Genomic DNA, 24,936 nt, shown 5'->3' on the forward strand with positions numbered 1-24,936 from the left:
GACCGGAAGGTTCCAGTCGACTGCGGGGCAGGTGCGTAACGCATGACGGTGTATCAACTCCCGGTGGAAATCGCCACGTTCACACGCTGGCTGGCCGAGCTCGCGGGCCGCACCCAGCCGGCAGGCGGCTGGCACGGGGTCTTCGCCGCACGTGACCCGCAGGGCCTGCGCTCCTGCCTCGACGGAGCGGAGATCCTGCCCTGGGACGTCGTCGAATCCCTCCTCCAGGACGCGGGCGAAGCCGTCGACGGGCCGTTCGCCGCGCACGGCCGGATCCTGTACGCGGCGGCCGCGGGCGCCCACGACGGCCGGCCCGGGGGAGCGGAGGCGCTCGCCGAACGCCGGGACCTGATGGAGGGCGAACGCCGGTACGCCGAGACCCGGAGCCGCGAACTCACCGAGCGGCTGCGCACGACCCCGGATCCGACGGAGGCCGCCCGCCTGGAGCACGACCTCGCCTGGACCCGCGACGACCACGCCAGAGCGGCCGCCCGCGTCAGAGAACTGACGACCAGACTGGCTCGGCTGGGTGCGGGTGCGGGTGCGGGTGCGGGGGCGCGGGGTGGGCCGGGTCGGGGTGCGGGTGCGGAAGCGGCTGCGCCGGCCGGCACCGGACCGGCGGTGGCGGGCGCGCAGCCCCGCGCCTCGGACGCCGCGGCCGTCGCCCGCGCCCGCGTCGCCGGTCCGGTGGCGGGCGCCCCCGCTCAGGCCGTGGGCCCGGACGCCGGCACCTCCGTTCGCGCCCCCGGCCCGCCGGCCGGGTCGGCGTCGGGTGGCACGAAGCCCGCCAGGCGGCGGCCCCGGGGTGCCCGGTACGCGTGGCTGGAGGAGGGCGCCGAGCCCCTGATGGAGGCGACGCCGATGCCCGCGCTCCCGACCGGGGGAGCGGCACCCCGGGGGGCCCGGTTCGGGGGCGGTGCCGAATCCGTCGTGGTGGCCGAGCCCGCCCCGACCGACCCCGCCGAGGCCGACCGTGCCGCGGCCAACGCGGTCTACGCCCTCCGGCGCCTCCGCACCCAGGGCCGCAGCGGCGAGGCCCACGCCCTGCTCTGCGAGGCGCTCGGCGGCCCGCCCGGCCGGCTGCCGGCCCTCGCGGCGGAGCTGCACCGGGCCGGGCTCGGCGCCGACTGGTCCACCCTGCTCTGGGAGGCGGCCTCGCTGCCGCCCGCCCGGCTCGCCGCCGTCGCGGGCGTGCTCGCCGACGCGGGCCGGTCGGCCGACTGTGAGCAGCTGCTCCGGCAGGGAGTGGCCCGCCCGGTCGAGGAGCTCGCCGGGGCGTGCGCCGCGCTGCATGCGGAGGACCACCACCGCGAGGCACACGCCCTGCTGACCGCGTTCGTCCGGGTCCGTGCTCCCGAGGACGCCGCCCGGCTCGCGGCCGCGGACCCGCACGGGCTCGCCCCGCAGCTGCTCGCCGCGGCCCGCGCGGTGTCCCCCTCCCGGGAGCGCGACCTGCTCCACGCCCTGCGGGTGGCGGGGCTGACACGGTCCTGACGTACGGCGGGGCGGTGTGGGCGTGACGTACGACAGCGCGGCGCGCTCCTGACGTACGGCGGGGCGGCGCGGTCGTGACGTACGACAGCGCGGTGCAGGCGCGCGCGGGGTACGACGGCGCGGCGCGGGCCGGAGCCGACGGCCTGTGCCCGACGGGTGCCCTCTCGTACCCCGGGCGGAGCGTCGACGCGGCGGTGGCAGTGGGCAGGGGCCGCCGGCCCCCGCCCCGAGGCGCGAGAAACGGCCGGGGGCCTATCCGTACGGGTCGGTACGTGTCGGTACGTGTCCGACGTGGACCACTCGGGTATGAAACATGATCGACCCGGCCGCTTCACGGCGGCGGTCTTGCTCCGAGGTGTGACGGGGCTTACGTTCTCCTCCTACGCACCGCGTCTACGTGCGTAGAGGCTCTCTGACGCCGTGCCGAAGGAGCAGCTCATGACCGACGTCGTACGCGCCGCGCTCGTCCAGGCGACCTGGACCGGCGACACCGAATCCATGATCGCCAAACACGAGGAGCACGCGCGGGAGGCCGCCCGGCAGGGCGCGAAGGTGATCGGCTTCCAGGAGGTGTTCAACGCCCCCTACTTCTGCCAGGTCCAGGAGCCCGAGCACTACCGCTGGGCCGAGCCCGTCCCCGACGGCCCGACCGTCCGCCGGATGCGGGACCTCGCCCGTGAGACCGGCATGGTGATCGTCGTCCCCGTCTTCGAGATCGAGGACTCCGGCTTCTACTACAACACCGCGGCCGTCATCGATGCCGACGGCTCCTACCTCGGCAAGTACCGCAAGCACCACATCCCGCAGGTCAGGGGCTTCTGGGAGAAGTACTACTTCCGCCCGGGGAACGCCGGCTGGCCGGTCTTCGACACCGCCGTCGGCAAGGTCGGCGTCTACATCTGCTACGACCGCCACTTCCCGGAGGGCTGGCGCCAACTCGGGCTCAACGGCGCCCAGCTGGTCTACAACCCGTCCGCCACCTCGCGTGGCCTCTCCTCGTACCTCTGGCAGCTGGAGCAGCCCGCCGCCGCCGTCGCCAACGAGTACTTCGTCGCCGCCATCAACCGCGTCGGCCAGGAGGAGTACGGCGACAACGACTTCTACGGCACCAGCTACTTCGTCGACCCGCGCGGGCAGTTCGTCGGCGAGGTCGCCTCCGACAAGACGGAGGAACTCGTCGTCCGCGACCTGGACTTCGGACTCATCGACGAGGTCCGCCAGCAGTGGGCCTTCTACCGGGACCGCCGCCCCGACGCGTACGACGGGCTGGTGCAGCCGTGAGCAGCCTGTACGACCGGCACAAGGCCGTCATCCCCGACTGGGTCGCCCTCTACTACCGCGACCCCATCGAGATCACCCACGGCGAGGGCCGCCACGTCTGGGACGCCGAGGGACGCAGGTACCTCGACTTCTTCGGCGGCATCCTCACCACCATGACCGCCCACGCCCTGCCCGAGGTCACCAAGGCCGTCGCCGAGCAGGCCGGGCGGATCATCCACTCCTCGACGCTCTACCTCAACCGCCCCATGGTGGAGCTCGCCGAGCGGGTCGCCGGGCTCTCCGGCATCCCCGACGCCCGGGTCTTCTTCACCACCTCCGGCACCGAGGCCAACGACACGGCCCTCCTCCTCGCCACCGCGTACCGCCGCTCGAACCAGATCCTGGCGATGCGCAACAGCTACCACGGCCGCTCCTTCTCCACCGTCGGCATCACCGGCAACCGCGCCTGGTCGCCCACCGGCCTGTCCCCGCTCCAGACCCTGTACGTGCACGGCGGAGTCCGCACCCGAGGCCCCTACGCGCAGTACACCGACGAGCGGTTCACCGAGGCCTGCGTCACCGACCTCGAGGACCTCCTCGGCCACACCAGGGACGTCGCCGCCCTCATCGCGGAGCCGATCCAGGGCGTCGGCGGCTTCACCTCCCCGCCCGACGGCCTCTACGCAGCCTTCCGACGCGTCCTCGACCGGCACGGCATCCTCTGGATCTCCGACGAGGTGCAGACCGGCTGGGGCCGCACCGGCGAGCACTTCTGGGGCTGGCAGGCCCACGGCCAGGCCGGACCGCCCGACATCCTCACCTTCGCCAAGGGCATCGGCAACGGCATGTCCGTCGGCGGAGTCGTCGCCCGCGCCGAGATCATGAACTGCCTCGACGCCAACTCGATCTCGACCTTCGGCGGTTCGCCGATCACCATGGCGGCGGGCCTCGCCAACCTCTCGTACCTCCTGGAGAACGACCTCCAGGGCAACGCCCGCCGTGTCGGCGGCCTCCTCATCGAACGCGTCCGGGCCGCCGCGGCCGGAGTCGCGGCGGTACGGGAGGTCCGAGGCCGCGGCCTGATGATCGGCATCGAGCTCACCGAACCGGGCACCGACCGGGCGAACCCGGAGGCGGCCACCGCCGTCCTGGAGGCCGCCCGCGAGAACGGCCTGCTCATCGGCAAGGGCGGCGGCCACAACACCAGCACCCTGCGCATCGCCCCGCCGCTCTCGCTCACCGTCGCCGAGGCCGAGGAAGGCGCCGCGATCCTCGAACAGGCCCTCCGCACCCTCTAGTTGGCAGGGGAGAAGTCCCGTGAGCACCCGTACCCTGATCCGCGGCGGTCTCGTCGTCACCGCCGCCGACGAAATCCACGCCGACGTGCTGATCGAGGACGGCCGCGTCGTCGCCCTCGCCGCCCACGGCTCGGACGCGGCGGCCGGCTGGACCGCCGACCGGACCATCGACGCCACCGACCGCTACGTGCTGCCCGGCGGCGTCGACGCCCACACCCACATGGAACTGCCCTTCGGCGGCACCTTCGCCTCCGACACATTCGAGACGGGCACCCGCGCCGCCGCCTGGGGCGGCACCACCACCATCGTCGACTTCGCCGTCCAGTCCGTCGGCCACAGCCTCCGCGAAGGACTCGACGACTGGTACGCCAAGGCCGACGGCAACTGCGCGATCGACTACGCCTTCCACATGATCCTCTCCGACGTCAACGAGCACACGCTCAAGGAGATGGACAAGCTCGTCCAGGAGGGCATCACCTCCTTCAAGGGTTTCATTCGGTCGCGTGACCAGGGGTTTTCTAGCGGAGTAGGCCGTGTCCCGTGTGGGGTGGCGGCGTGAGGGGGCCGGCGGGCCGGGGCGTGGCCCCGGCCCGTGCCGGTGGTGGTCTGGTCGGCGGGTATGAAGGGATGGCTGGGGAATGACTCGGACTCTGATTACCGGTGGTCTTGTGATCACGGCCGCGGACGAGGTGCACGCGGATGTGTTGATCGAGCATGGCCGGGTGGTGGCGTTGGCGGCGCCGGGGACGCAGGAGTGGACGGCGGACCGGGTGATCGACGCGTCGCAGAAGTATGTGATCCCTGGCGGGGTCGACGCGCACACGCATATGGAGCTGCCGTTCGGTGGCACGTTCGCGTCGGACACGTTCGAGACGGGGACGCGGGCTGCGGCGTGGGGCGGGACGACGACGATCGTCGACTTCGCGGTGCAGTCGAAAGGCGAGTCGCTGCAGGCCGGCCTGGACGCCTGGCATGTGAAGGCGGACGGGAAGTGCGCGATCGACTACGCGTTCCACATGATCATGTCGGACGTGAACGAGTCCACGTTGAAGGAGATGCCGAGGCTCATTCAGCATGGCGTTTCCTCGTTCAAATTGTTTATGGCGTATCCGGGGGTCTTTTATTCGGATGACGGCCAGATTCTCCGGGCGATGCAGGTGGCCGGCGACACCGGTGGGCTGATCATGATGCACGCGGAGAACGGCATCGCGATCGATGTCCTCGTCGAGCAGGCGCTCGCCCGGGGCGAGACCGATCCCCGGTACCACGGGGAGGTCCGCAAGGCCCTCCTGGAGGCGGAGGCGACCCACCGCGCCATCCAGCTGGCCCGGGTGGCCGGCTCCCCGCTGTACGTCGTGCACGTCTCCGCGCAGGAGGCGGTGGCCGAGTTGGCGGCGGCGAGGGACATGGGTCTGCCGGTCTTCGGCGAGACCTGTCCCCAGTACCTGTTCCTGTCGACGGACAACCTGGCGGAGCCGGACTTCGAGGGTGCCAAGTACGTCTGCTCGACGCCGCTGCGGCCGAAGGAGCACCAGGCGGCGCTGTGGCGGGGCCTGCGGACGAACGACCTCCAGGTGGTTTCGACGGACCACTGCCCGTTCTGCTTCACAGGGCAGAAGGAGCTGGGCCGGGGCGACTTCTCGAAGATCCCCAACGGCCTGCCGGGTGTGGAGAACCGCATGGACCTGCTGCACCAGGCCGTCGTCGACGGGCACATCTCGCGCCGCCGCTGGATCGAGATCGCCTGCGCCACCCCGGCGAGGATGTTCGGCCTCTACCCGCAGAAGGGCACGATCGCCCCTGGTGCGGACGCGGATGTCGTCATCTACGACCCGCACGCCACCCAGGTGCTCTCGGCAGAGACCCACCACATGAACGTCGACTACTCGGCGTACGAGGGCAAGACCGTCACGGGACAGGTGGAGACGGTGCTCTCGCGGGGTGAGGTCGTCGTCGATCAGCGGAAGTACGTGGGTCACGCGGGGCACGGGGCGTTCGTGCCGCGCGGTCTTTGTCAGTACCTGGGCTGAAGTAGCCCGGGGTCTCATCGCACCGACTCGAACTTGGAGGTCCCGCGTGGACTTCGGACTCGTCCTGCAGACCGACCCGCCCGCCTCGCAGGTCGTCGGCCTGATGCGCCGGGCGGAGCGGAACGGCTTCCGCTACGGCTGGACCTTCGACTCCGCCGTGCTGTGGCAGGAGCCCTTCGTCATCTACAGCCAGATCCTCGCCAACACCACCAAGCTCCACGTCGGCCCGATGGTCACCAACCCCGGCACCCGCACCTGGGAGGTCACGGCCTCCACCTTCGCCACCCTCAACGACATGTACGGCAACCGGACCGTCTGCGGCATCGGCCGCGGCGACTCCGCGATGCGCGTCGCCGGCCGCAAACCCAACACCCTGGCCCGCCTGGGGGAGGCCATCGAGGTCATCCGCGACCTCGCCGAGGGCCGCGAGGCCGAGGTCGACGGCAACCCGATCCGCCTCCCCTGGGTCAAGAACGGCAAGCTGCCGGTGTGGATGGCCGCTTATGGCCCCAAGGCGCTCGCCCTCGCCGGCCAGAAGGCCGACGGCTTCATCCTCCAGCTCGCCGACCCGTTCCTCACCGAGTGGATGGTCAAGGCGGTCCGGCAGGCCGCCACCGACGCCGGCCGCGACCCCGACGCCCTCACGATCTGCGTCGCCGCGCCCGCCTATGTGGGGGACGACCTGGCGCACGCCCGCGACCAGTGCCGCTGGTTCGGCGGCATGGTCGGCAACCACGTCGCCGACCTGGTCGCCAAGTACGGCGAACACTCCGACATGGTGCCGGAGGAACTCACCGCGTACATCAAGGACCGGCACGGCTACGACTACTCCCACCACGGCCGCGCCGACAACCCCGACACCACCTTCGTCCCCGACGAGATCGTCGACCGCTTCTGCCTCCTCGGCCCCGCCGAGGCCCACATCGAGAAGCTCCGCCACCTCAAGAGCCTCGGCGTCGACCAGTTCGCCGTCTACGACATGCACGACAACCGCGAGGCCACGATCGACGCCTACGGCACCGACATCATCCCCGCCCTTCGCTGACGAAGTTGCTCGGTCCCGGCACCGATGCAGCTGAAGGGCGGCCATCCAACTGTTCCCGATGACCCACCCTGTCGAGTGCGTCGCGATCCTTGGGCTCGCCGAAAGGGGCCGCTGCCCCGCGGCTTTGTCGAGTGTGCATGATGTGCGATATGCGCGCTGCGGGCGATATCTTGACGCATGCCTGACGCATGCCTGACGCATGCCTGACGCACGAGCGGCACAGTTTCTGATGGCTCGTCATGCGTGGTTCTGCTGCAGACGGAGGAGCCCGCAGTCGGGTGGCGGTGGGCCCTCCGAAGGGGTGAGGAGGCCGGCTGGTGAGTCGGTGGCCGACCTCCTGGTTCGCCTTTCGGCAGTGACGTTCCGTGACGCCGGGCGAGGCGTCGGGCCGACGTCGATCGTGCATGGTGCGGGTGCTGCGAGGCGCGCTCCTGAGGGCTGGTCCTGCCTGAGCTCGAAGGGAGCTCGGCCGGAGCGCCGTTGACGACGGCGGCAGGCCGCGCTGCCGCCGTACCTCGGCCAGGCTTGGGCCGCGTGCCTTCGCTGACGCTAAGGTATGGCGCCGTACTCGGCGGATCGCTCTCATGAAGAGGTGGGAATGGGGCTCATGGACGCGGATCACGCGGAGCTGGTTGTCGCGGCGCAGGCCGGTGACGATCGCGCGCGCGAGAAGCTGATCGCCGCGTACCTGCCGTTGCTCTACAACATCGTCGGGCGAGCGCTGAGCGGACACGCCGACGTCGACGACGTCGTCCAGGAGACCCTGCTGCGCGTGGTGCGCGACCTGCCGGCCCTGCGTGCCCCGGAAAGTTTCCGGTCCTGGCTGGTGTCCATCACGCTCCGCCAGATCAATACTCACTGGCACCGGCAGCGCACTCTTGATGACCGGACCACGGTCATCGACGAGGCACTCCAGGTACCGAACGTCGGCGGCGCGCTCGAGGACCTGACGATCCTGCGTCTGCACATGTCGGACGAACGCCGTCAGGTGGTCGAAGCCGGCCGGTGGCTCGACCCGGATCACCGGGTGCTGCTGTCGCTGTGGTGGCAGGAATGCGCCGGCTTGCTGAGCCGTCAGGACATCGCCGACGCGATGGGGCTCAGTGCCGCGCACACCGGAGTTCGCCTGCAGCGCATGCGTGAGCAATGGGAACTGAGCCGGACGATCGTCGCCGCGCTGGAGGTGGACCCGCGCTGTCCGGGCCTGAACGAGACCGTCGTCGGCTGGGACGGTCTGCGTACATCCGTGTGGCGCAAGCGGATCGCGCGGCACACCCGCGACTGCCCGGTCTGCACGGCGACGACGACAGAACGGGTTCCGGCCGAGCTGCTGCTCCTCAGCCTCGCGCCGCTGGCCGTCCCGGCCGCACTCGTCGCCGCGCTGACCGCAAAGGGCCTGCTGTCGGGTACGGCCGCGAGCGCCGCCGGGCTGGCCACGGCACACGTTACCGCCGGCACGGCGACGGGGGGAGCCGGCCTGCACGGCTCGCTGCTCGGCAAACTCCACGCGGTGACCGCCCATCCGATGGTGAGCCTCGCCACCGGCGCCGTGCTCGTCGTTGGGACCGCCACCTACGCGGCCTGGCCCGAACCGGCACCTCGTGTGCCCGGCGTCATCGCCGCTCCCACGGTCGCGGCTTCCACAAGCGGTACTCCCACGCCGATCCCGTCGCCCGCCACCTCGTCGGCCGTACCGTCCCCTGCGGGCCCGTCCACCGGCACCGGAACTGTTCCGCTGGGCGCGCAGTCGCTGGAGTCCGTGGACCGGCCCGGCCTGTTCGTCACGTACGACGGCGACTTCGCGGCGCTCGGCCAGGTTTCTGCGTCAAGCGGCGAGCGGGCACGGCAACGGGTCACCTTCACGGTCGTCAGGGGGCTGGCCGACACAGGGTGTGTCACCTTCCGCGCCGCGGACGGCCGGTATCTTCGCCACTATTACCTGCGGCTACGGCTGAGCACCGACGACGGCAGCGAACTGTTCCGGGAAGACGCCACCTTCTGCCCGCGCCCCGGGGCGGTCGCCGGGGCGGTGACCCTGCACGCGCACAACTATCCCGGCTCGGTCATCCGCCACCGTGACGGCGGCATCTGGCTCGACGGCTCCGACGGCACTCGGGCCTTCGCCGGCCAGGCTTCCTTCATCGTCCGCAGGTCCTTGGCCTGAGAGCCGCTCCTCGATCAGCAGGGGCCGGGCCGTCTCAGTGGCAGCGGGTGATCCCGCCGTACGGTCCCGCACCGCGCCTTCTCCACCCGGCGATGAGCCGGGTGCCGCGCCCGAACCCGGATCCGATCCGCATGACGTCGACGGCTGCCTCGCCGTGAGCGGAATCCGTCACTGACAAGCGGTGCAGTGCGCCCTTCCCCAGGGACGACCAGATCTCGGGGCCTGACATAACGCTTTCCGCCTGCGAGATGCATCACCGAGCAATCGTCCGGACGGTGCGACTTTTCCGTTACGAGACCGCGCGTCCTCAAGCCTCCACTTCAGGGGTGCTCTTCCCGCCGCTCACCTTGACGTGCCGGCGTGGCGGGTTGCCCGGCTTGCCCCCATCGACCTGTCCCCTGAAGAAAGTCACGCCCATGACACGACACACCGACGAACCTGGGACGACCGGGGCGCGGGAACGGCCACGCGTCCCGCACCGTGCCCACCTCGCGGCAGATCAGGCCGCCCTGGCCGGCGCGCGCACGATCACGGCGCGCGGGATGACCCCCACCTCCCGAGGAGAATCATGAAGGGCCTGCACCGGCTCCGCCGACGTCGCCGGACACTGACGATAGGACTGTCGGCCACGGCGCTGGTGGCCGGTGTCGTGACCCTCCTCCCCAGCTCCGCCGGAGCCGCGGGCCTGGGCAGCCAGGCGGCCTCCTCGGGCAGGTACTTCGGCACCGCTGTAGCCGCCGGCAGGCTCGGCGACCCGACGTACACCGCGATCGCGGACCGGGAGTTCAACATGATCACCCCGGAGAACGAGATGAAGTGGGACGCCATCGAGCCGTCCCGCGGCACCTTCCAGTTCGGCCCCGCGGACCGGATCGTCAACCGCGCCCTGGCAGGCGGCCAGCGCCTGCGCGGCCACACCACGGTCTGGCACTCGCAGCTCCCCTCCTGGGTCAGCGCCATCCGCGACGCGGGCACGCTGCGCAGCGCGATGAACCACCACATCACCACGCAGATGACCCACTACAAGGGCAAGATCTACGCCTGGGACGTCGTCAACGAGGCCTTCGCCGACGGCGGCAGCGGCCGACTCCGCGACTCGGTCTTCCAGAGGGTGCTCGGCAACGGCTTCATCGAGGAAGCGTTCCGCACCGCCCGGGCGGCCGACTCCTCGTCCAAGCTCTGCTACAACGACTACAACATCGAGAACTGGTCGGACGCCAAGACCCAGGGCGTCTACCGCATGGTCAAGGACTTCAAGTCCCGCGGTGTGCCCATCGACTGCGTCGGTTTCCAGAGCCACTTCGGGGCGGGCGGCCCGCCGACGAGCTTGAGGACCACCCTGGCCAACTTCGCCGCCCTCGGCGTCGACGTCCAGATCACCGAGCTGGACATCGCCCAGGCGTCACCCACCCCCTACGCGAACACGGTCCGGGCCTGCCTGTCCGTGGCACGGTGCACCGGCATCACGGTGTGGGGCGTCCGCGACAGCGACTCCTGGCGCAGCGGCGAGAGTCCGCTGCTGTTCGACAGCAACGGCAAGCCCAAGCCCGCGTACACCGCCGTCATGGACGCGTTCAACTCCGGCTCGGGTACCGGCCCGGTCAACCCCGGTAGCTGGCAGATCAAGGGCGTGGCCTCCGGGCGCTGTGTCGACATACCCGGCTCCGCGACGGCCAACGGCGCCCAGGCGCAATTGTGGGACTGCAGCGAACAACCCAACCAGCGCTTGACCTACACCGCCGCGAAGCAGCTGAAGGTCCACGGGAACAAGTGCCTGGACGCCAAGAGCAAGGGCACCACCAACGGCACCCCGGTGATCATCTGGGACTGCAACGGCGCCGCCAACCAGCAGTGGAACATCAACACCGACGGCACGATCACCGGCGTCCAGTCCGGCCTGTGCCTCGACGCCGTCGGCGCGGCCACCGCGAACGGCACCAGGATCCAGCTGTACACCTGCGCGTCCGTCGGCAACCAGAAGTGGACCGCCCCGTCCGGGACGGGCGGCGGTACGTGTGCTCTTCCGTCGACGTACAAGTGGAGTTCGACCGGCCCCCTCGCGCAGCCGTCGAACGGGTGGGCCGCGCTGAAGGACTTCACCCATGTGACGCACAACGGCAAGCACCTGGTCTACGCGTCGAGCGCGTCGGGCACCTCGTACGGCTCGATGGCCTTCAGCCCCTTCGCGAACTGGTCGGACATGGCGGCGGCCGGGCAGACCAGGATGAACCAGAACGCGGTGGCGCCCACGCTGTTCTACTTCGCGCCCAAGAGGATCTGGGTGCTGGCGTACCAGTGGGGTGCATCGCCCTTCAGCTACCGCACGTCGAGCGACCCCACCGACCCCAACGGCTGGTCCGCGCCGCAGCCGCTGTTCACCGGCAGCATCCCCCGCGCCGACTCCTCCACCGGCCCGATCGACCAGACGCTGATCGCCGACGACCGCAACATGTACCTGTTCTTCGCCGGTGACAACGGCAAGGTCTACCGGGCGAGCATGCCGATCGGGAACTTCCCGGGCAGCTTCGGCTCCTCGTACACGACGGTCATGAGCGACACGGTGAAGAACCTGTTCGAGGCGCCGCAGGTCTACAAGGTCAAGGACCAGAACCAGTACCTCATGATCGTCGAGGCCCGGGGCGCGAATGAGCACCGCTACTTCCGCTCGTTCACGGCCACCAGCCTGAACGGCTCGTGGACCCCCCAGGCCGCGACCGAGAGCAACCCCTTCGCCGGCAGGGCCAACAGCGGCGCCCCCTGGACCAACGACATCAGCCATGGCGATCTGATCCGGACCAACCCCGATCAGACCATGACCATCGACCCCTGCAACCTGCAGTTGCTCTACCAGGGCAAGTCCCCGCAGGCGGGCGGACCCTACGACCAGCTGCCGTACCGGCCGGGCGTCCTCACCCTGCAGCGCTGAGCTGCCCGATTCACCGTGATACGCAAGGAGCGCACCTCCCCATGAACAACCCCACCCGCGTCCGGCGCCGCGGTCGGCACCGCCGCCGCTGGAGCGCCACCGCCCTGCTGCTCGCAGTGCCCGCCGCCGTCGTGCCGTACCTCCTGTTCACCCAGGACGACTCGCAGGCCGCGACGGTCGACGGCAATGCCTACTACCGGCTCGTCTCCGTACGCAGCGGCAAGGTGATGGACGTCAACGCCTTCTCCACCGCCGACGGCACGCGCATCCAGCAGTGGACCGACCAGAACACCGCCAACCAGCAGTGGAGACTGCGCCCCACAGGGGACGGCTACTACGAGCTGGTGAACCGCAACAGCGGCAAGGTGCTGGGCATAGCGGGCGACTCGACCGCCCGGGCGGCTGTCGCCGAGCAGCAGACCGACAGCTCCTCCGCCTCCCAGGAGTGGCGGATCGACGACGTGAGCGGTTCCGATGCCGTCACCTTCACCTCCCGCAGGAGCGGCCAGGTCCTGGACGTATCCGGAGGCTCCACGACCGACGGCGCGGCAGTCCTCCAGTATCCCGGCCATGGCAGCACGAACCAGCAGTGGAAGCTGGTGAGAACGGCCGAGGCCCCGGCCACCGGGACCGGACCGTATGCATGGAAGAACGCCCAGGTGGTCGGCGGCGGATACGTCACCGGGCTGGTGTTCAACCCGCGGGAGCGGGGCCTGCTGTACGCGCGCACCGACATGGGCGGCGCCTACCGCTGGGACACCGGTGCCGAGCAGTGGATCCCGCTGACCGACTGGCTCGGCGAGAAGGACTGGAACCTGCTCGGCATCGACGCGCTGGCCACCGATCCCGTGGACCCGAACCGGCTCTACCTCGCGGCGGGCACCTACACCAACGACTGGGCCGGCAACGGTGCGATCCTGCGCTCCACCGACCGGGGCCGCACCTTCCAGCGCACCGACCTGCCGTTCAAGTTGGGCGGCAACGAGGACGGCCGCGGGGCGGGCGAGCGGCTTGTGATCGACCCCTCGGACAACCGCACCCTGCTGCTGGGCACCCGTAAGAACGGCCTGTGGCGCAGCACGGACAGCGGTGTGACGTGGCGGCAGGTCTCCTCGTTCCCCGTCAAGGACGGGGCGAGCAGTGGCGCGGGCATCTCCTTCGTGACGTACAGCCCGGCCGGCGACAGGACGATCTACGTCGGCGTCGCGGACGAGTCCACCTCCCTCTACCGCTCCACCGACGGCGGCAGCACCTGGCAGGCCGTCCCCGGGCAGCCCGCGGGCCAACTGCCGCAGCACGCGGTGGTCTCCGGTGACGGCTCGCTGTACCTGACGTACACCAACGCCCTCGGACCCAACGGCGTGACGGCGGGCTCGGTGTGGAAGTACACGCCTCAGGGCGGGACGTGGAGGAACATCTCCCCCTCGCAGGGCGGCTACGGGTTCTCCGGCCTGGCCGTCGATCCGCGGAGGCCGTCCACGGTGATGGTCACCACCCTCGACCGCTGGTGGCCCGAGGACGAGAGCTACCGCACCACCGACGGCGGCACGACCTGGAAGGCACTGTCGGGCAGGTCGGTACGGGACGCCTCCGCCGCTCCGTACATCGGCACCCACACCGGGCACTGGATGACGGCCCTGGCCATCGACCCCTTCGACTCCGGTCATGTGCTGTACGGCACCGGCAACGGCATCTGGCGCAGCAAGGACGCCGACGCCACCGACAGCGGCGGCACCAGCCACTGGACCGTGGGTGCGCGCGGGCTGGAGGAGACCGCGCTGATGGACGCCATCGCCCCGCCCGGCGGTGCCACCGTCATCACCGCCATGGGCGACCAAGGCGGTTTCCGCCACGACGACCTGACCAAGGTGCCCGCCGGGCGGCTGAGCAACCCGATGATGACCAACAGCACCGACATCGATTTCGCCCAGTCCAACCCCTCGGTGATGGTGCGTGTCGGCCGTGGCGGCGCGCAGGACGGTGCTTACTCCACCGACGGGGGCATCAGCTGGAGCGGCTTCAAGGCGGAGCCGGTGGCAGGCGCCCAGGACGGGCGTGTCGCGCTCGCGGCGGACGGCTCCACCATCATCTGGACCCAGGCCGGCCAGGCCCCGTACCACTCGACCGACAAGGGGACGAGCTGGTCGAGGGTCGGGGGCCTGGGCACGAACGCCACGGTCGTCGCCGACCGCGCCGCGGCCAGGACGTTCTACTCGCTGGCCGGTGGCACGCTCCACGCCAGTACCGACGGCGGAGCGACCTTCACCGCCCGGGCCACCGGCCTGCCCGCCGATGGCCGGCTCACGGCCGTCCCCGGCGTCGCGGGGGACCTGTGGATCGCCGGCGGTGGCCGGGGCCTGCTGCACTCCACCGACGGCGGCCGCACTTTCACCCCGCTCACCACGGTGAAGTCCGCCTCCGCCCTCGGCTTCGGCAGGGCCGCACCCGGTGCCTCCTACCAGGCCCTGTATCTGATCGGCACCGTCAAGGACGTCACCGGCGTCTTCCGCTCCACCGACAAGGGCGCGACCTGGCTCCGCGTCAACGACGACGCCCACCAGTGGGGCAGCATCGGCGGCGTCATCACCGGCGACCCCGACACCTACGGCCGCGTCTATGTCGGCACCAACGGACGCGGCCTCCAATACGGCGACCCGTCCTGACCCCGACGCCGGTGCGTCCGCACGTCCTTGGGCATGCGCTGACGCGCTATCAGTAGGAGGAGTCCGCCCTCCTGACCGATGCGACATTTCGGTTGGAGGGCGGCTCTCCGGAGAAACCGTCCTCCCATGTCGACCACGGCTTCTCCGGGACGCGCAGGGTCGAGTCGCCGAGGGCCGCCTCTCCGTCCCCGCCCGCTTCGGCCTCGAAGGAGTTGACGACCAGCCAGGTCGAGATGCCGCCGTTCACCACGTGCTTGCCGTGGTCGCCCGCGTCGTACCGACCGCCCCTGGCGTCCTGAGCGTGGTCGCACACCCCGGCTTGGCAGGGAACGGACGTGTCGCCCTTGTCGGGCGCGACGCCGAGGTGCCCGGCCGGGCGGGCGTGGGCGGGGCCCACGAGGGCGTCGTCCATGTCGGTGCCGCTGCGCTGGTGGTGGAAGAACGCCACCGAGTCGGCGCGCAGCGCGTCGTACAGGTCCGCGCGGATGTCGAACGGCGCGCTGCCGATGCCGTCCACCGCGAGCACGTACCCCGTGCCCGTCCCGCTGTACGAGGAGAAGTCGGCCACCTGGACCGACTGCCCGGACGGCGTGTCCGCGCCGCGCGGGACGGTCGAACCGGAGGCGACCACCGTCCCGGAGGGTTCTTGAGCTGCCAGGTGAGGGGCTGCGTCGCCGTGGTGACGACCGTGGCGCGCTTCGGGCCGTCCGGCAGGAAGCCGACCTGGTTGACGCGGACGGCTGTGGTCGCCGCCGGCGTGGTGAGGCGGTCGGTGCGGTCGTGAGACCGCCGATGAGGAGCGTGGCCGTCAGGAGGGTGGTGGAGAGGCGGGGGGAGTAACGAGTCGTGGTGGGGGCACGTGCGGCTGGTGACCGTTCGGCGCGACGGTGCAGGTGGCCTGCCTGTCGTGGCGGAAGGGACGGATCCTGAAGGAACGGCTTTCGCCCGAGGCGGGAAGACGGGAGCGTCCGGCCCGGGCGAGCGGATTCCCGGAGCCGGACGGGGGCGGGAGCGGGCCTCAGCGGTTGAAGGTCAGCCGCGGTGCCGCGTTGCGGGCCAGGGTGTGGGCCTGGTCGGGCCACCAGGTGCCGGCGGGCGGGTCGACGATGCCGTACTCGGGGTCGATCGTGCCGCCGGTGTTGCGCGTGCAGCTGCCGTCGGACTCGCCGGGGATCTTGATCCACAGATAGGCGTCGACGAGCGGGACACCGGTGTCGGCAGTCGGGCGCGGGCCGAGGCCGCGGCCGGGCGCGTTGCACCAGATCTCCGGGTCGCCGGTGTACTTGCCGGGCTCCGGGATCCAGGCGCCCAGGCCATTGCGGCTGGTGTCGATGACAAAGTGCTCCAGCGCGTCGGCCGGCGGGGTCCCCATGGCCTGGTCGTACCAGGCGTCCGTCCAGCGCCAGGTGGCGGGGTCGGCGGAGTCGACCGCGTTGCCCGGGGCGCCGTCGTTGGGCGCGGCGGCCGAATAGTACTGGGTGGCGCACCAGTCCGTGTGGCCGCGTGCGTGCTCGGGCCCCTCGGTGGCGTACCACATGCACTTGGCGATCCAGGTGCCGTAGCGCGCGTTGTGGTCGGTGGGGTGGGTGTTGGACACGTTGAGGGCGAAGCCGTCGCTGCCCTGGACCCCGGCGTCGAGCAGGCGCCGCGCCATCTCGCCGACCGGCCGCCACAGGACGTTGCCCGCGTCGAGGTAGACCGCGGTGCGGGCCTTGGACTTGAGGGTCCTGACAGCGTAGGCGAGGTCGGCGACGCGGGTCGCGGTGAGCTCGCCGGTCGGGTCCACGTCCTGCCCGCAGTCGCTGGGGAGGAGCGCCAGGCCGTCGGGCTCGACCACGACGACGGCCTTGCTGTCGCCGATGCCGGCGGCGAAGGCGTCGATCCACTGCCGGTAGGCGGCGGAGGACGCGGCGCCGCCGCTGGAGTACTGGGAGCAGTCCCGGCCCGGCACGTTGTAGGCGACCAGGACAGGGGTCCGGTTCACGGCCCGGGCTTCACGGACGAGGCCCCTTGCCTTGGCCCGGACCTCGTCGGGCGTGCCCTCGGTGAACCACTCGGCCTGCGGCCGGCTCGCGAGCCTGGCCATGTTCACGGCGTTCGTGAAGTCGCCGTTCCCGAGGTCGGTGAGCGCCTGCTTGGCGGCCTTGCTGTGCGGGTCCACGTAGAACTTCGTGGCCGGGCTGAGCGGGTCCGTGGCGGGTGCGGCCTGCGCCTGCCCCTGCGTCGCGGTGAGGGCGGCGCAGGCCGCGAGTGCCGCGAGGGCGGCGGTCGCACGGCGCCGTCGGGTGCGTGGCTTCATGGGGGCTCCTGGTCTGAGGGACGGGGGTGAGGAGTGCCGGTGGTGCCTGTGGCCCGGTCGCGGGGCGGCGGAGTCCGGGCCACAGGAGTCGGACGTCAGTAGCCGTAGATCATCTTGTAGGCGACCTCGGGGAGGAACTGTCCGGCCGTGGAGCCGGTCCCGACGCCGCAGTTGCCGTCGGACTCGCCCGGGGTCTTGATCCACAGGAGCATCTCGGCGCCCCCGCCCAGCCGGGTGGGTGTGCCGATGCGGCGGCCGGACGCGTTGCACCACTCGCCGTTGGAGCCGTTGCCGTTGCGGCTGGTGTCGACGACGAACGGCTTGGTGTAGCCGTAGCGGGCGGCCAGTTCGCCGTTGACGGCGTTGCCGTAGGCGGTGTTCTGGGCGGTGGTGTAGTAGTTCGAGACGTTGAGGGAGAAGCCGTGCGCCTGTCGGAGCCCGGCCTCGTGGAGGCGCTGGGCCATCGTCGCCGCGCTTATCCAGCCGGGGTTGCCGGCGTCGAGGTACACCCAGGTGTTGGGGGCCTGGCGGTTGAACTCGGCGAGGGCGCCGCTGATCATGCCCTGGCGTTCGCGGATCTGGCTCTGGTTCAGGCAGCCGTAGTCCGCGAGCGAGTCGGGTTCGAGGAGGACGACGGCCGGGCGGTTGGCGATCCCGCCGGCGAACTGTGCGATCCAGGTCGCGTAGGCGGAGGCCGATGAGGCTCCACCTCCGGAGTGCCCGCCGCACGAGTCGCGGAGGTAGATGTTGTACGCGACCAGGATGGGCAGCTTGTCGTGGTAGTCCGCCGCGCCGACGTACGCGCCCGTGGCGGTGCCGATCGTGCCGCTCCAGGAGCCGAACCAGTGGGCCATGGGTGTGTTGGCGAGGGACGCGTTGATCGCGGGGGCCCGGCCGTCGCCGGGGTTGGCGGCGACCCACTTCTTCGCGCTGGAGTCCGGGTCCACGTAGAACCCGCTGGTCATGGTGGTGGGATCCGCCGCGTGGGCGGACGGGGCGACGGCGAGCGCCAACGGCAGCGCGGAGAGGGCTGCGACGAGGGCGCGGATTCGGCGGCGCATGGCTGTACCTCGGTTTCCTGACGGCGGACGCGTCGCGCGCTCTCGTCCCGAGCGGTGCGACGCACTGAGGAAGTGCGGTGGTACGAGGTCCCCGGTGTGGCGGTGGCTTCGACCTCGGGGGACGGCGGCACGCCTCGGACGTACGGAAATCCGTGGAAGCGCTCCCATTGGAAGCGGTTCCAGTCCGCAGTCCGTAGGTCCGGGGCGTGGCCGTATCGTGTGTTCCGCTGATCGTCACTGTCAAGGGGCCGTGTTTAACCGGCACTTCACATGACGGCGATCAGCCTTTACAGTCCTGAAACTGGAAGCGCTTCCAGCCTTCCAGGCGTTCAGGCCGCGACAGGAAGGCGGATCATGGCCGAAGATGTGCCGCGCCGGCAGTCGACCCTCGACGAGGTGGCCGAACTGGCCGGAGTTTCAAGGTCGGTGGCCTCGCGTGTACTCAACAACGCCCCGCACGTCAGCCGCGCCAAACGCGAGGCGGTCGAACGGGCCGTCCACCGACTCGGATACGTACCGAACCCGACCGCCCGGGCGCTGGCGACCCGACAGACCGGCGCGGCAGCCCTGGTCGTCTCGGGCGAGGACCCGTCGATCTTCGCGGATCCGTTCTTCGCCCAGGTGATCGTGGGGGCCTCGGCGGCCCTGGAGGACGCCGACCTGCATCTGATGCTGTGTCTGGCCGCCTCCGACCGGGGGCGCAGGCGCGTGGAGCAGCTGCTCCGGTCCAAGGGGGCCGACGGTGTGATGCTCATGGCGCTGCGCGAGGACGATCCGCTGGCCCGCATGGCGCAGGAGGCGGAGATGCCTGTCGTGTTCGGCGGGCGCCCGGTCGGTTTAGCCCCCCGGTGGTACGTGGACGTCGACAACGTCGGCGGAGCGCGCGCGGCGACCGAGCACCTGATCTCGCTCGGCCGGACCCGCGTCGCCACGATCTGCGGGCGGCTGGACACCGAGGTGGGGCGCGCCCGTTACGGTGGCTACCGGGACGCGATGCTGGCGGCGGGCCTGGAACCCTGTCCGCCGCAGGCCGGTGACTTCACCGAGTCGAGCGGCGCGGAGGCCATGGCCGCGCTGTTGGCGCGCCACCCGGACCTCGACGGGGTGTTCGCCGCCAGCGACAACATGGGGGTGGGGGCGCTGCGCACCCTGCGCGAGGCCGGTCGCCGCGTCCCCGCCGACCTCGCCGTGATCGGCTTCGACGACCTGGCCGTGGCCCGGATCGCCGATCCGCCGCTGACCACGGTGCACCAGCCCATAGAGGGTCTCGGTCGTGAGATGGCGCGCATGCTCGTCGCGCTCATCAACGGACAGGCTCCCACTCCGCTGATCCTCCCCACGCGCCTGGTCATCCGCGCCAGCGCCTGACGGGTCGCGTCGCGGCGGGTCTCGCGGCCCGCCGCCTTCGCCCGCCCGAGTTCCGCCGTGCGCTCATCCGCGCGCGGGTCCCTGCCCCGGCCGACCGCCTTGACAGACCGTCAAGGGGGCGGCAGGGTTTCGACGCCACCATTTGGGAGCGCTCCCAAATCGGGATTCGGCCCCACCAGCGTGGCTTCCCCCGGCCTTTCGAAGGCCCCCCTCTTCCACGCCGGCCACCGCCATCCGGGCGACCCGCCGACGTATCTATCCCTCACCCCTCCCTTGACGCCTCGAGGAGATGCCATGCCCCGCCCGACCGTGCAGCGCGTCCGTATCCGCTCCGCCGTACTCGCCTCTGGGGCGGCGGCGCTCGCGCTCGCCCTCGCCGGCTGCTCCTCCTCCGGCAGCGGATCCGCCTCCGCCGACGGGAAGATCACCCTGACCGTCGGCACCTTCGGGACCTTCGGATACAAGGAGGCCGGCCTGTACGACGCGTACATGAAGCAGCACCCGGAGATCACCATCAAGGAGAACCCGACGACCGTCGAGGGCAACTACTGGACCGCCCTGCAGACCCGCCTGTCCGGCGGCGGCCTGGACGACGTCCAGGCCCTGGAGGTCGGCCGCATATCCCTCGCCACCTCCGAGGACCTCGCCGACGCCTTCGCCGACCTGTCCGACGCCCCCGGCGTCGAGAAGAAGAACTACCTGCCCTGGAAGTGGGACCAGGCCACCACCGAGGACGGCAGGACGGTCGGTCTGGGCACCGACGTCGGCCCGATGGCCATCTGCTACCGCCAGGACCTGTTCAAGGCCGCGGGCCTGCCCTCCGACCCCGAGTCGGTCGGCAGGCTGTGGGCGGGCGACTGGGCGAAGTTCGTCGAGACGGGCAAGCGGTACCAGGCCAAGGCGCCCAAGGGCACCTTCTTCATGGACAGCGCCACCGGACTGTTCAACGCCGTCGTCTCCAGCAGCCCCGTGCAGTACTACAAGGACGGCAAGCTCGCCTACAAGGAATCGCCCAGCGTCCGGACCGCCTGGGACCTGGCCGTCAAGGCCGTCCAGGGCAAGACCAGCCAGGGCCTGAAGATGTTCGACACCCCCTGGCAGACCGCGTTCTCCAAGTCCACCTTCGCCACCACGGTCTGCCCCTCCTGGCAGCAGGCGAACATCCAGCAGTTCTCCGGTCCCGGCAACAAGGGCAAGTGGAACATCGCCCAGCCCCCGGCAGCCGGCAACTGGGGCGGCTCCTTCCTGGCCGTGCCCGCCTCCGGCAAGCACGTGGACGAGGCCAGGAAGCTCGTCGCCTGGCTCACCGCGCCCGAGCAGCAGGCGAAGGTCTTCCAGAAGGTCGGCAACGTCCCCGCCAACCAGGCCGCCTACGACCTGCCGGGCGTCGTCGACTACAAGAACGCCTACATCGGTCCCGATGCCGCCACCGGACGGATCTTCTCCACGGCCGCCAAGGCCATCCGGCCCGCCGAGACGGGCCCGCACGCGCAGGACCTGACGGGCGCGTTCGGCACCGGCGTCCAGCTCATGGAGCAGAACGGCAAGAGCCCGGAGGAGGCGTGGAACGCCACGGTGCGCGAGGTCGACAGCACCATCCAGTAACGCTTCCCGCCCCACCCGCCTCTCCCCGCCGTCGTCGCGGGGGTGGGGGCGGCCGGCCACTGGGGAGCCGGCCGCCCCCACCCCGTACCGACGCGACCGGCCGTGACCACCGAAGGAACCGCCCGTGGCCTCCACGATCGCACCCAGCCGCAACGGCCCCGCAGGCCGGCAGCCGGCCCCGCCGCCCCCGACCCGTCCCGCCCGGGCCTCGGCCTGGCGCAGCCGCCTGCACCGCTGGGACACCAAGGGCACCCCGTACGCCCTGGTCGCCCCCTTCTTCCTCGTCTTCGCCGCCTTCGGCCTCTTCCCGCTGCTCTACACGGGATGGCTCTCCTTCCACCGGGTGAGCCTGTACAACGTCGACCGCGCCGAATGGGTCGGCCTGCGCAACTACGCGGACCTGTTCACCGGCCAGGTCAGCCACTACTTCTGGAACGCCCTCCTCAACACCTTCACCCTCGGCGTCCTGTCCACCGTCCCGCAGCTGCTGATGGCACTGGGCCTCGCCCACCTGCTCAACTACCGGCTGCGCGCACGCGGATTCCTGCGCACGGCGCTCCTCGCCCCGTACGCGACCTCCGTCGCCGCCGCGACCCTCGTCTTCGCCCTGATCTTCAGCCCCGAGGGCGGCATGGCCAACTGGTTCCTCGGCCTGTTCGGCGCCGGGCCCGTGCACTGGGAGGCCGGCCGCTGGAGCTCGCAGTTCGCGATCTCCGTGATCGTCACCTGGCGCTGGACCGGCTACAACGCCCTCATCTACCTCGCCGCCATGCAGGCCGTACCGCGCGAACTGTACGAGGCCGCCGCCCTCGACGGCGCCAACCGCTGGCAGCAGTTCCTGCACGTCACGATCCCCGCCCTGCGGCCCACGATCCTCTTCACGGTGATCGTCTCGACCATCGGAGCCACCCAACTCTTCGGCGAGCCCTACCTGTTCGGCGGCCAGAGCGGCCACCAGGGCGGCACCGACCACCAGTACGAGACCCTCGGCATCCTCATGTACGACCAGGGCTTCCACTCCAGCATGCTCGGGCGCGCCAGCGCGGTCGCCTGGATCATGTTCGGCCTGCTGCTGCTCATCGGGCTCGTCAACGCGCTGATCACCCGCCGCCTGCGTGCCTCCCAGTGACGTGGAGTACCCCATGACCACCACCGCCCCCGTATCCGACCTCCCTCACCGGACGGCGACGCGACCGTCCGCCCGTGCCGGCCGGGCCGGCGGCCAGCACCGGGCCGGGCGACTCGCGCAGGTCGTCCTCGGCCTCGCGGCCCTGGCCTCGCTGTTCCCGCTGTACTGGACGCTGGTCGCCGCCTCCACCGACAGCCACGCGGTCGTCTCCAGCCCGCCGCCGATGCTGCCCGGCGGCAACCTCTTCGAGAACCTCACGTACGTCTGGCACAACGCCGGCGGGCGCGGCATGGGCGTCGCGCTGCTCAATTCCACGCTCGTGGCCGGCGCCGTCACGGTCAGCACGGTGACCTTCTCCGTGCTCGCCGGCTTCGCCTTCGCCAAACTCCGCTTCCGCGGCAAGAAGGTGATGCTCGGCCTGGTCCTGTCCACCCTCGCCGTGCCCGCGCAGCTCAGTGTCGTACCCCTGTTCATCCTGACCAAGAACCTGGGGCTCGCCAATCACCTCGGGGCGCTGATCCTGCCCGTCCTGGTCACCGCCTTCGGCGTCTTCTTCATGGGCCAGTTCCTTTCCCAGGCCCTGCCCACGGAACTCCTGGAGGCCGCCCGGGTCGACGGCGCCAACTCGCTGCGCGTCATCTGGCACGTCGTCTTCCCCGTCGCCCGCCCGGCGATGGCGGTCCTGGGCATGCTGACCTTCGTCCAGTCCTGGAACGACTTCCTCTGGCCGATCATCGTCATGAACGGCTCCACCAACCCCACGGTCCAGGTCGCCCTCGCCGGACTGGGCACCGGCTGGTCGACCGACTGGTCCGTCATCACCGCTGGAGCGCTCATGGGCACCCTGCCGCTCCTGCTGGTCTTCGCCCTCTTCGGCCGGCACATCGTCGGCGGCATCACCCAGGGCGCCGTCAAGGGCTGACCGCGCCTTCCCTCCTCGTCCACGAACCCTCCGTCAAAGGGAGACTCCGCCATGTCCGCAACCCCCGTCACCGCCCCCGCCGCCACGGCCGTCGACCGGCTGCGGTTCCCGCCCGGCTTCCTGTGGGGCGCGGCCACCGCCGCGTACCAGATCGAGGGCGCCGTCGCCGAGGACGGCCGCACCCCCTCCATCTGGGACACCTTCTCCCACACCCCCGGCAAGGTCGCCAACGGCGACACCGGTGACGTCGCCTGCGACCACTACCACCGGTACCGCACCGACGTCACCCTGATGTCCCACCTCGGCCTCCAGGCGTACCGCTTCTCCCTGTCCTGGCCCCGCATCCAGCCCGGCGGACGGGGCCCCGCCAACGCCGCCGGCCTCGACTTCTACAGCCGGCTCGTCGACGAACTCCTCGACGCCGGCGTCCAGCCCGTCGCCACCCTGTACCACTGGGACCTTCCCCAGGCGCTGGAGGACGAAGGCGGCTGGACGGTACGCGAGACCGCCGAGCGCTTCGGCGAGTACGCGGCGCTGGCCGCCGACGCCCTGGGCGACCGGGTCGCCCTGTGGACCACGCTCAACGAGCCCTGGTGCTCGGCCTTCCTCGGTTACGGCTCCGGCGTCCACGCCCCGGGCCGCACCGACCCCGCCCTCGCCCTGCGCGCGGCCCACCACCTCAACCTCGGACACGGCCGCGCCACCGCGGCCCTGCGCGCGGCCCTGCCCGCCCACGCCCGGGTCGCGGTCTCCCTCAACCTCCACCACGTCCGCCCGCTCACCACGGACCCCGCCGACCTCGACGCGGCCCGCCGCATCGACGCCGTCGCCAACCGCGTCTTCACCGGCCCGATGCTCTCCGGCGGATACCCGGACGACCTCCTCGCAGACACCGCCCACGTCGTCGACTGGGACACCCTCGTCAGGCCCGGCGACGAGGCCGCCATCGGTGCCCCCATCGACCTCCTCGGCATCAACTACTACACGCCCGCCGTCGTCTCCGCCCCCGGGTCCGGAACGGCCGCGGACGACCACGCCCACGGTGAGAGCGACCACTCGCCGTGGCCCGGCTCCGAGCACGTCCAGTTCCACCGCCCGCCCGGCGAGACCACCGACATGGGCTGGGCCATCGACCCCACCGGTCTCTACGACCTCCTGACAGCCGTTTCCCGTGCCCACCCCGGCCTCCCGTTGGCGGTCACCGAGAACGGCGCGGCCTTCCCCGACGTACCCGCGGCGGACGGCCGGATCCACGACCACGACCGGATCGACTACCTCCACCAGCACCTCGCGGCCATCCACCGGGCCATCGCCGACGGCGCGGACGTACGCGGCTACTTCCTCTGGTCCCTGCTCGACAACTTCGAGTGGGCCTACGGATACGGGAAGCGCTTCGGCGCCGTACACGTCGACTACGCGACCCAGCTGCGCACCCCGAAGCGCAGCGCCCGCTGGTACGCCAGGGCCGTCGCCGCGAACGCGATCCCGGGTCTCTGAGCCGCTAGGGCGGAGCAGGACCCTCCCGACGCGGGGATCCCCGCTGCCCGTGAGTTCCATGGCCCGCTCGAACTCGTCGATGCCCAGCTGGTGCGTGAGGAGTTCGAGCGGCGTCAGGCGTGCCGCGGAGAAGGCGCGCACGGCGTAGGACCAGGCGCCGGAGGAGGGTCCGAAG

General features: G+C 71.1%; 16 protein-coding genes and 2 pseudogenes. 14 read left to right on the plus strand and 4 right to left on the minus strand.

Going from position 1 to position 24,936, the window contains the following annotated elements; translation table 11 throughout:
- The first annotated feature begins 63 nt into the window (after nt 1-63).
- From ACN9M0_RS29735 to ACN9M0_RS29775, 9 genes and pseudogenes are all read left to right on the plus strand, one after another.
- Nucleotides 64-1,494, plus strand: a complete 1,431-nt coding sequence (locus tag ACN9M0_RS29735; protein WP_426404487.1) for a UL36 very large tegument protein — start codon at nt 64-66, stop codon at nt 1,492-1,494.
- 438 nt (nt 1,495-1,932) lie between these two features.
- Nucleotides 1,933-2,775, plus strand: coding sequence for a nitrilase-related carbon-nitrogen hydrolase (locus ACN9M0_RS29740; RefSeq protein WP_366039582.1), 843 nt, complete (start codon nt 1,933-1,935; stop codon nt 2,773-2,775).
- Nucleotides 2,772-4,052, plus strand: coding sequence for an aspartate aminotransferase family protein (locus tag ACN9M0_RS29745; RefSeq protein ID WP_426404488.1), 1,281 nt, complete (start codon nt 2,772-2,774; stop codon nt 4,050-4,052). Before ACN9M0_RS29740 ends, ACN9M0_RS29745 begins: the two co-directional genes overlap by 4 nt.
- A 19-nt stretch (nt 4,053-4,071) precedes the next feature.
- Nucleotides 4,072-4,548, plus strand: a pseudogene (locus tag ACN9M0_RS29750) (amidohydrolase family protein); the annotation flags it as partial.
- A gap of 142 nt (nt 4,549-4,690) precedes the next feature.
- Nucleotides 4,691-6,082: a dihydropyrimidinase gene (hydA, locus tag ACN9M0_RS29755; protein ID WP_399700163.1), complete on the plus strand. Its 1,392-nt coding sequence runs from the start codon at nt 4,691-4,693 to the stop codon at nt 6,080-6,082.
- Between the two features lie 46 nt (nt 6,083-6,128).
- The gene (locus tag ACN9M0_RS29760; RefSeq protein WP_426404489.1) at nt 6,129-7,127 is read left to right on the plus strand and encodes a TIGR03842 family LLM class F420-dependent oxidoreductase; all 999 of its coding nucleotides are present in this window, start codon (nt 6,129-6,131) and stop codon (nt 7,125-7,127) included.
- Nucleotides 7,128-7,734: 607 nt separating this feature from the next.
- Nucleotides 7,735-9,291, plus strand: coding sequence for a sigma-70 family RNA polymerase sigma factor (locus ACN9M0_RS29765; RefSeq protein WP_426404490.1), 1,557 nt, complete (start codon nt 7,735-7,737; stop codon nt 9,289-9,291).
- A gap of 568 nt (nt 9,292-9,859) precedes the next feature.
- Entirely contained in the window at nt 9,860-12,217 is a 2,358-nt protein-coding gene (locus ACN9M0_RS29770; protein WP_426404491.1) for a non-reducing end alpha-L-arabinofuranosidase family hydrolase, read from the plus strand.
- A gap of 41 nt (nt 12,218-12,258) precedes the next feature.
- Nucleotides 12,259-14,880, plus strand: a complete 2,622-nt coding sequence (locus ACN9M0_RS29775; RefSeq protein WP_366039575.1) for an RICIN domain-containing protein — start codon at nt 12,259-12,261, stop codon at nt 14,878-14,880.
- Nucleotides 14,881-14,929: 49 nt separating this feature from the next.
- On the opposite strand, the gene ACN9M0_RS29780 is transcribed toward ACN9M0_RS29775, so the two are convergent.
- The 4 genes and pseudogenes from ACN9M0_RS29780 to ACN9M0_RS29795 all read right to left on the minus strand — a co-directional run bounded on the left by ACN9M0_RS29780 (nt 14,930) and on the right by ACN9M0_RS29795 (nt 18,240).
- Nucleotides 14,930-15,292: a glycoside hydrolase family 9 protein gene (locus ACN9M0_RS29780; protein ID WP_426405341.1), complete on the minus strand. Its 363-nt coding sequence runs from the start codon at nt 15,290-15,292 to the stop codon at nt 14,930-14,932.
- Nucleotides 15,293-15,439: 147 nt separating this feature from the next.
- Nucleotides 15,440-15,867, minus strand: a pseudogene (locus ACN9M0_RS29785) (cellulase N-terminal Ig-like domain-containing protein); the annotation flags it as partial.
- A gap of 31 nt (nt 15,868-15,898) precedes the next feature.
- On the minus strand, nt 15,899-17,179 hold the full coding sequence (locus ACN9M0_RS29790) for a glycoside hydrolase family 6 protein (RefSeq protein ID WP_426404492.1): 1,281 nt from the start codon (nt 17,177-17,179) through the stop codon (nt 15,899-15,901).
- A gap of 95 nt (nt 17,180-17,274) precedes the next feature.
- On the minus strand, nt 17,275-18,240 hold the full coding sequence (locus ACN9M0_RS29795; RefSeq protein WP_399700061.1) for a glycoside hydrolase family 6 protein: 966 nt from the start codon (nt 18,238-18,240) through the stop codon (nt 17,275-17,277).
- A gap of 354 nt (nt 18,241-18,594) precedes the next feature.
- Here ACN9M0_RS29795 and ACN9M0_RS29800 point away from each other — a divergent pair, with 354 nt between their 5' ends.
- The 5 genes from ACN9M0_RS29800 to ACN9M0_RS29820 all read left to right on the plus strand — a co-directional run bounded on the left by ACN9M0_RS29800 (nt 18,595) and on the right by ACN9M0_RS29820 (nt 24,761).
- Nucleotides 18,595-19,608 (plus strand): LacI family DNA-binding transcriptional regulator, encoded by a 1,014-nt coding sequence (locus ACN9M0_RS29800; protein WP_366039572.1) that lies wholly within the window; start codon nt 18,595-18,597, stop codon nt 19,606-19,608.
- A gap of 294 nt (nt 19,609-19,902) precedes the next feature.
- Nucleotides 19,903-21,213, plus strand: coding sequence for an extracellular solute-binding protein (locus ACN9M0_RS29805; RefSeq protein WP_366039571.1), 1,311 nt, complete (start codon nt 19,903-19,905; stop codon nt 21,211-21,213).
- A 124-nt stretch (nt 21,214-21,337) separates the two neighbouring features.
- Nucleotides 21,338-22,342: a carbohydrate ABC transporter permease gene (locus ACN9M0_RS29810; protein ID WP_399700055.1), complete on the plus strand. Its 1,005-nt coding sequence runs from the start codon at nt 21,338-21,340 to the stop codon at nt 22,340-22,342.
- A 13-nt stretch (nt 22,343-22,355) separates the two neighbouring features.
- Nucleotides 22,356-23,264 carry a carbohydrate ABC transporter permease gene (locus tag ACN9M0_RS29815; protein WP_426404493.1) on the plus strand — a complete coding sequence of 303 codons (909 nt, stop codon included), beginning with the start codon at nt 22,356-22,358 and terminating at the stop codon, nt 23,262-23,264.
- A 51-nt stretch (nt 23,265-23,315) separates the two neighbouring features.
- Nucleotides 23,316-24,761: a GH1 family beta-glucosidase gene (locus ACN9M0_RS29820; RefSeq protein ID WP_399700052.1), complete on the plus strand. Its 1,446-nt coding sequence runs from the start codon at nt 23,316-23,318 to the stop codon at nt 24,759-24,761.
- Nucleotides 24,762-24,936: the final 175 nt, after the last annotated feature.

This window comes from Streptomyces sp. R-07, from assembly GCF_049913175.1.
GTDB lineage: Bacteria > Actinomycetota > Actinomycetes > Streptomycetales > Streptomycetaceae > Streptomyces.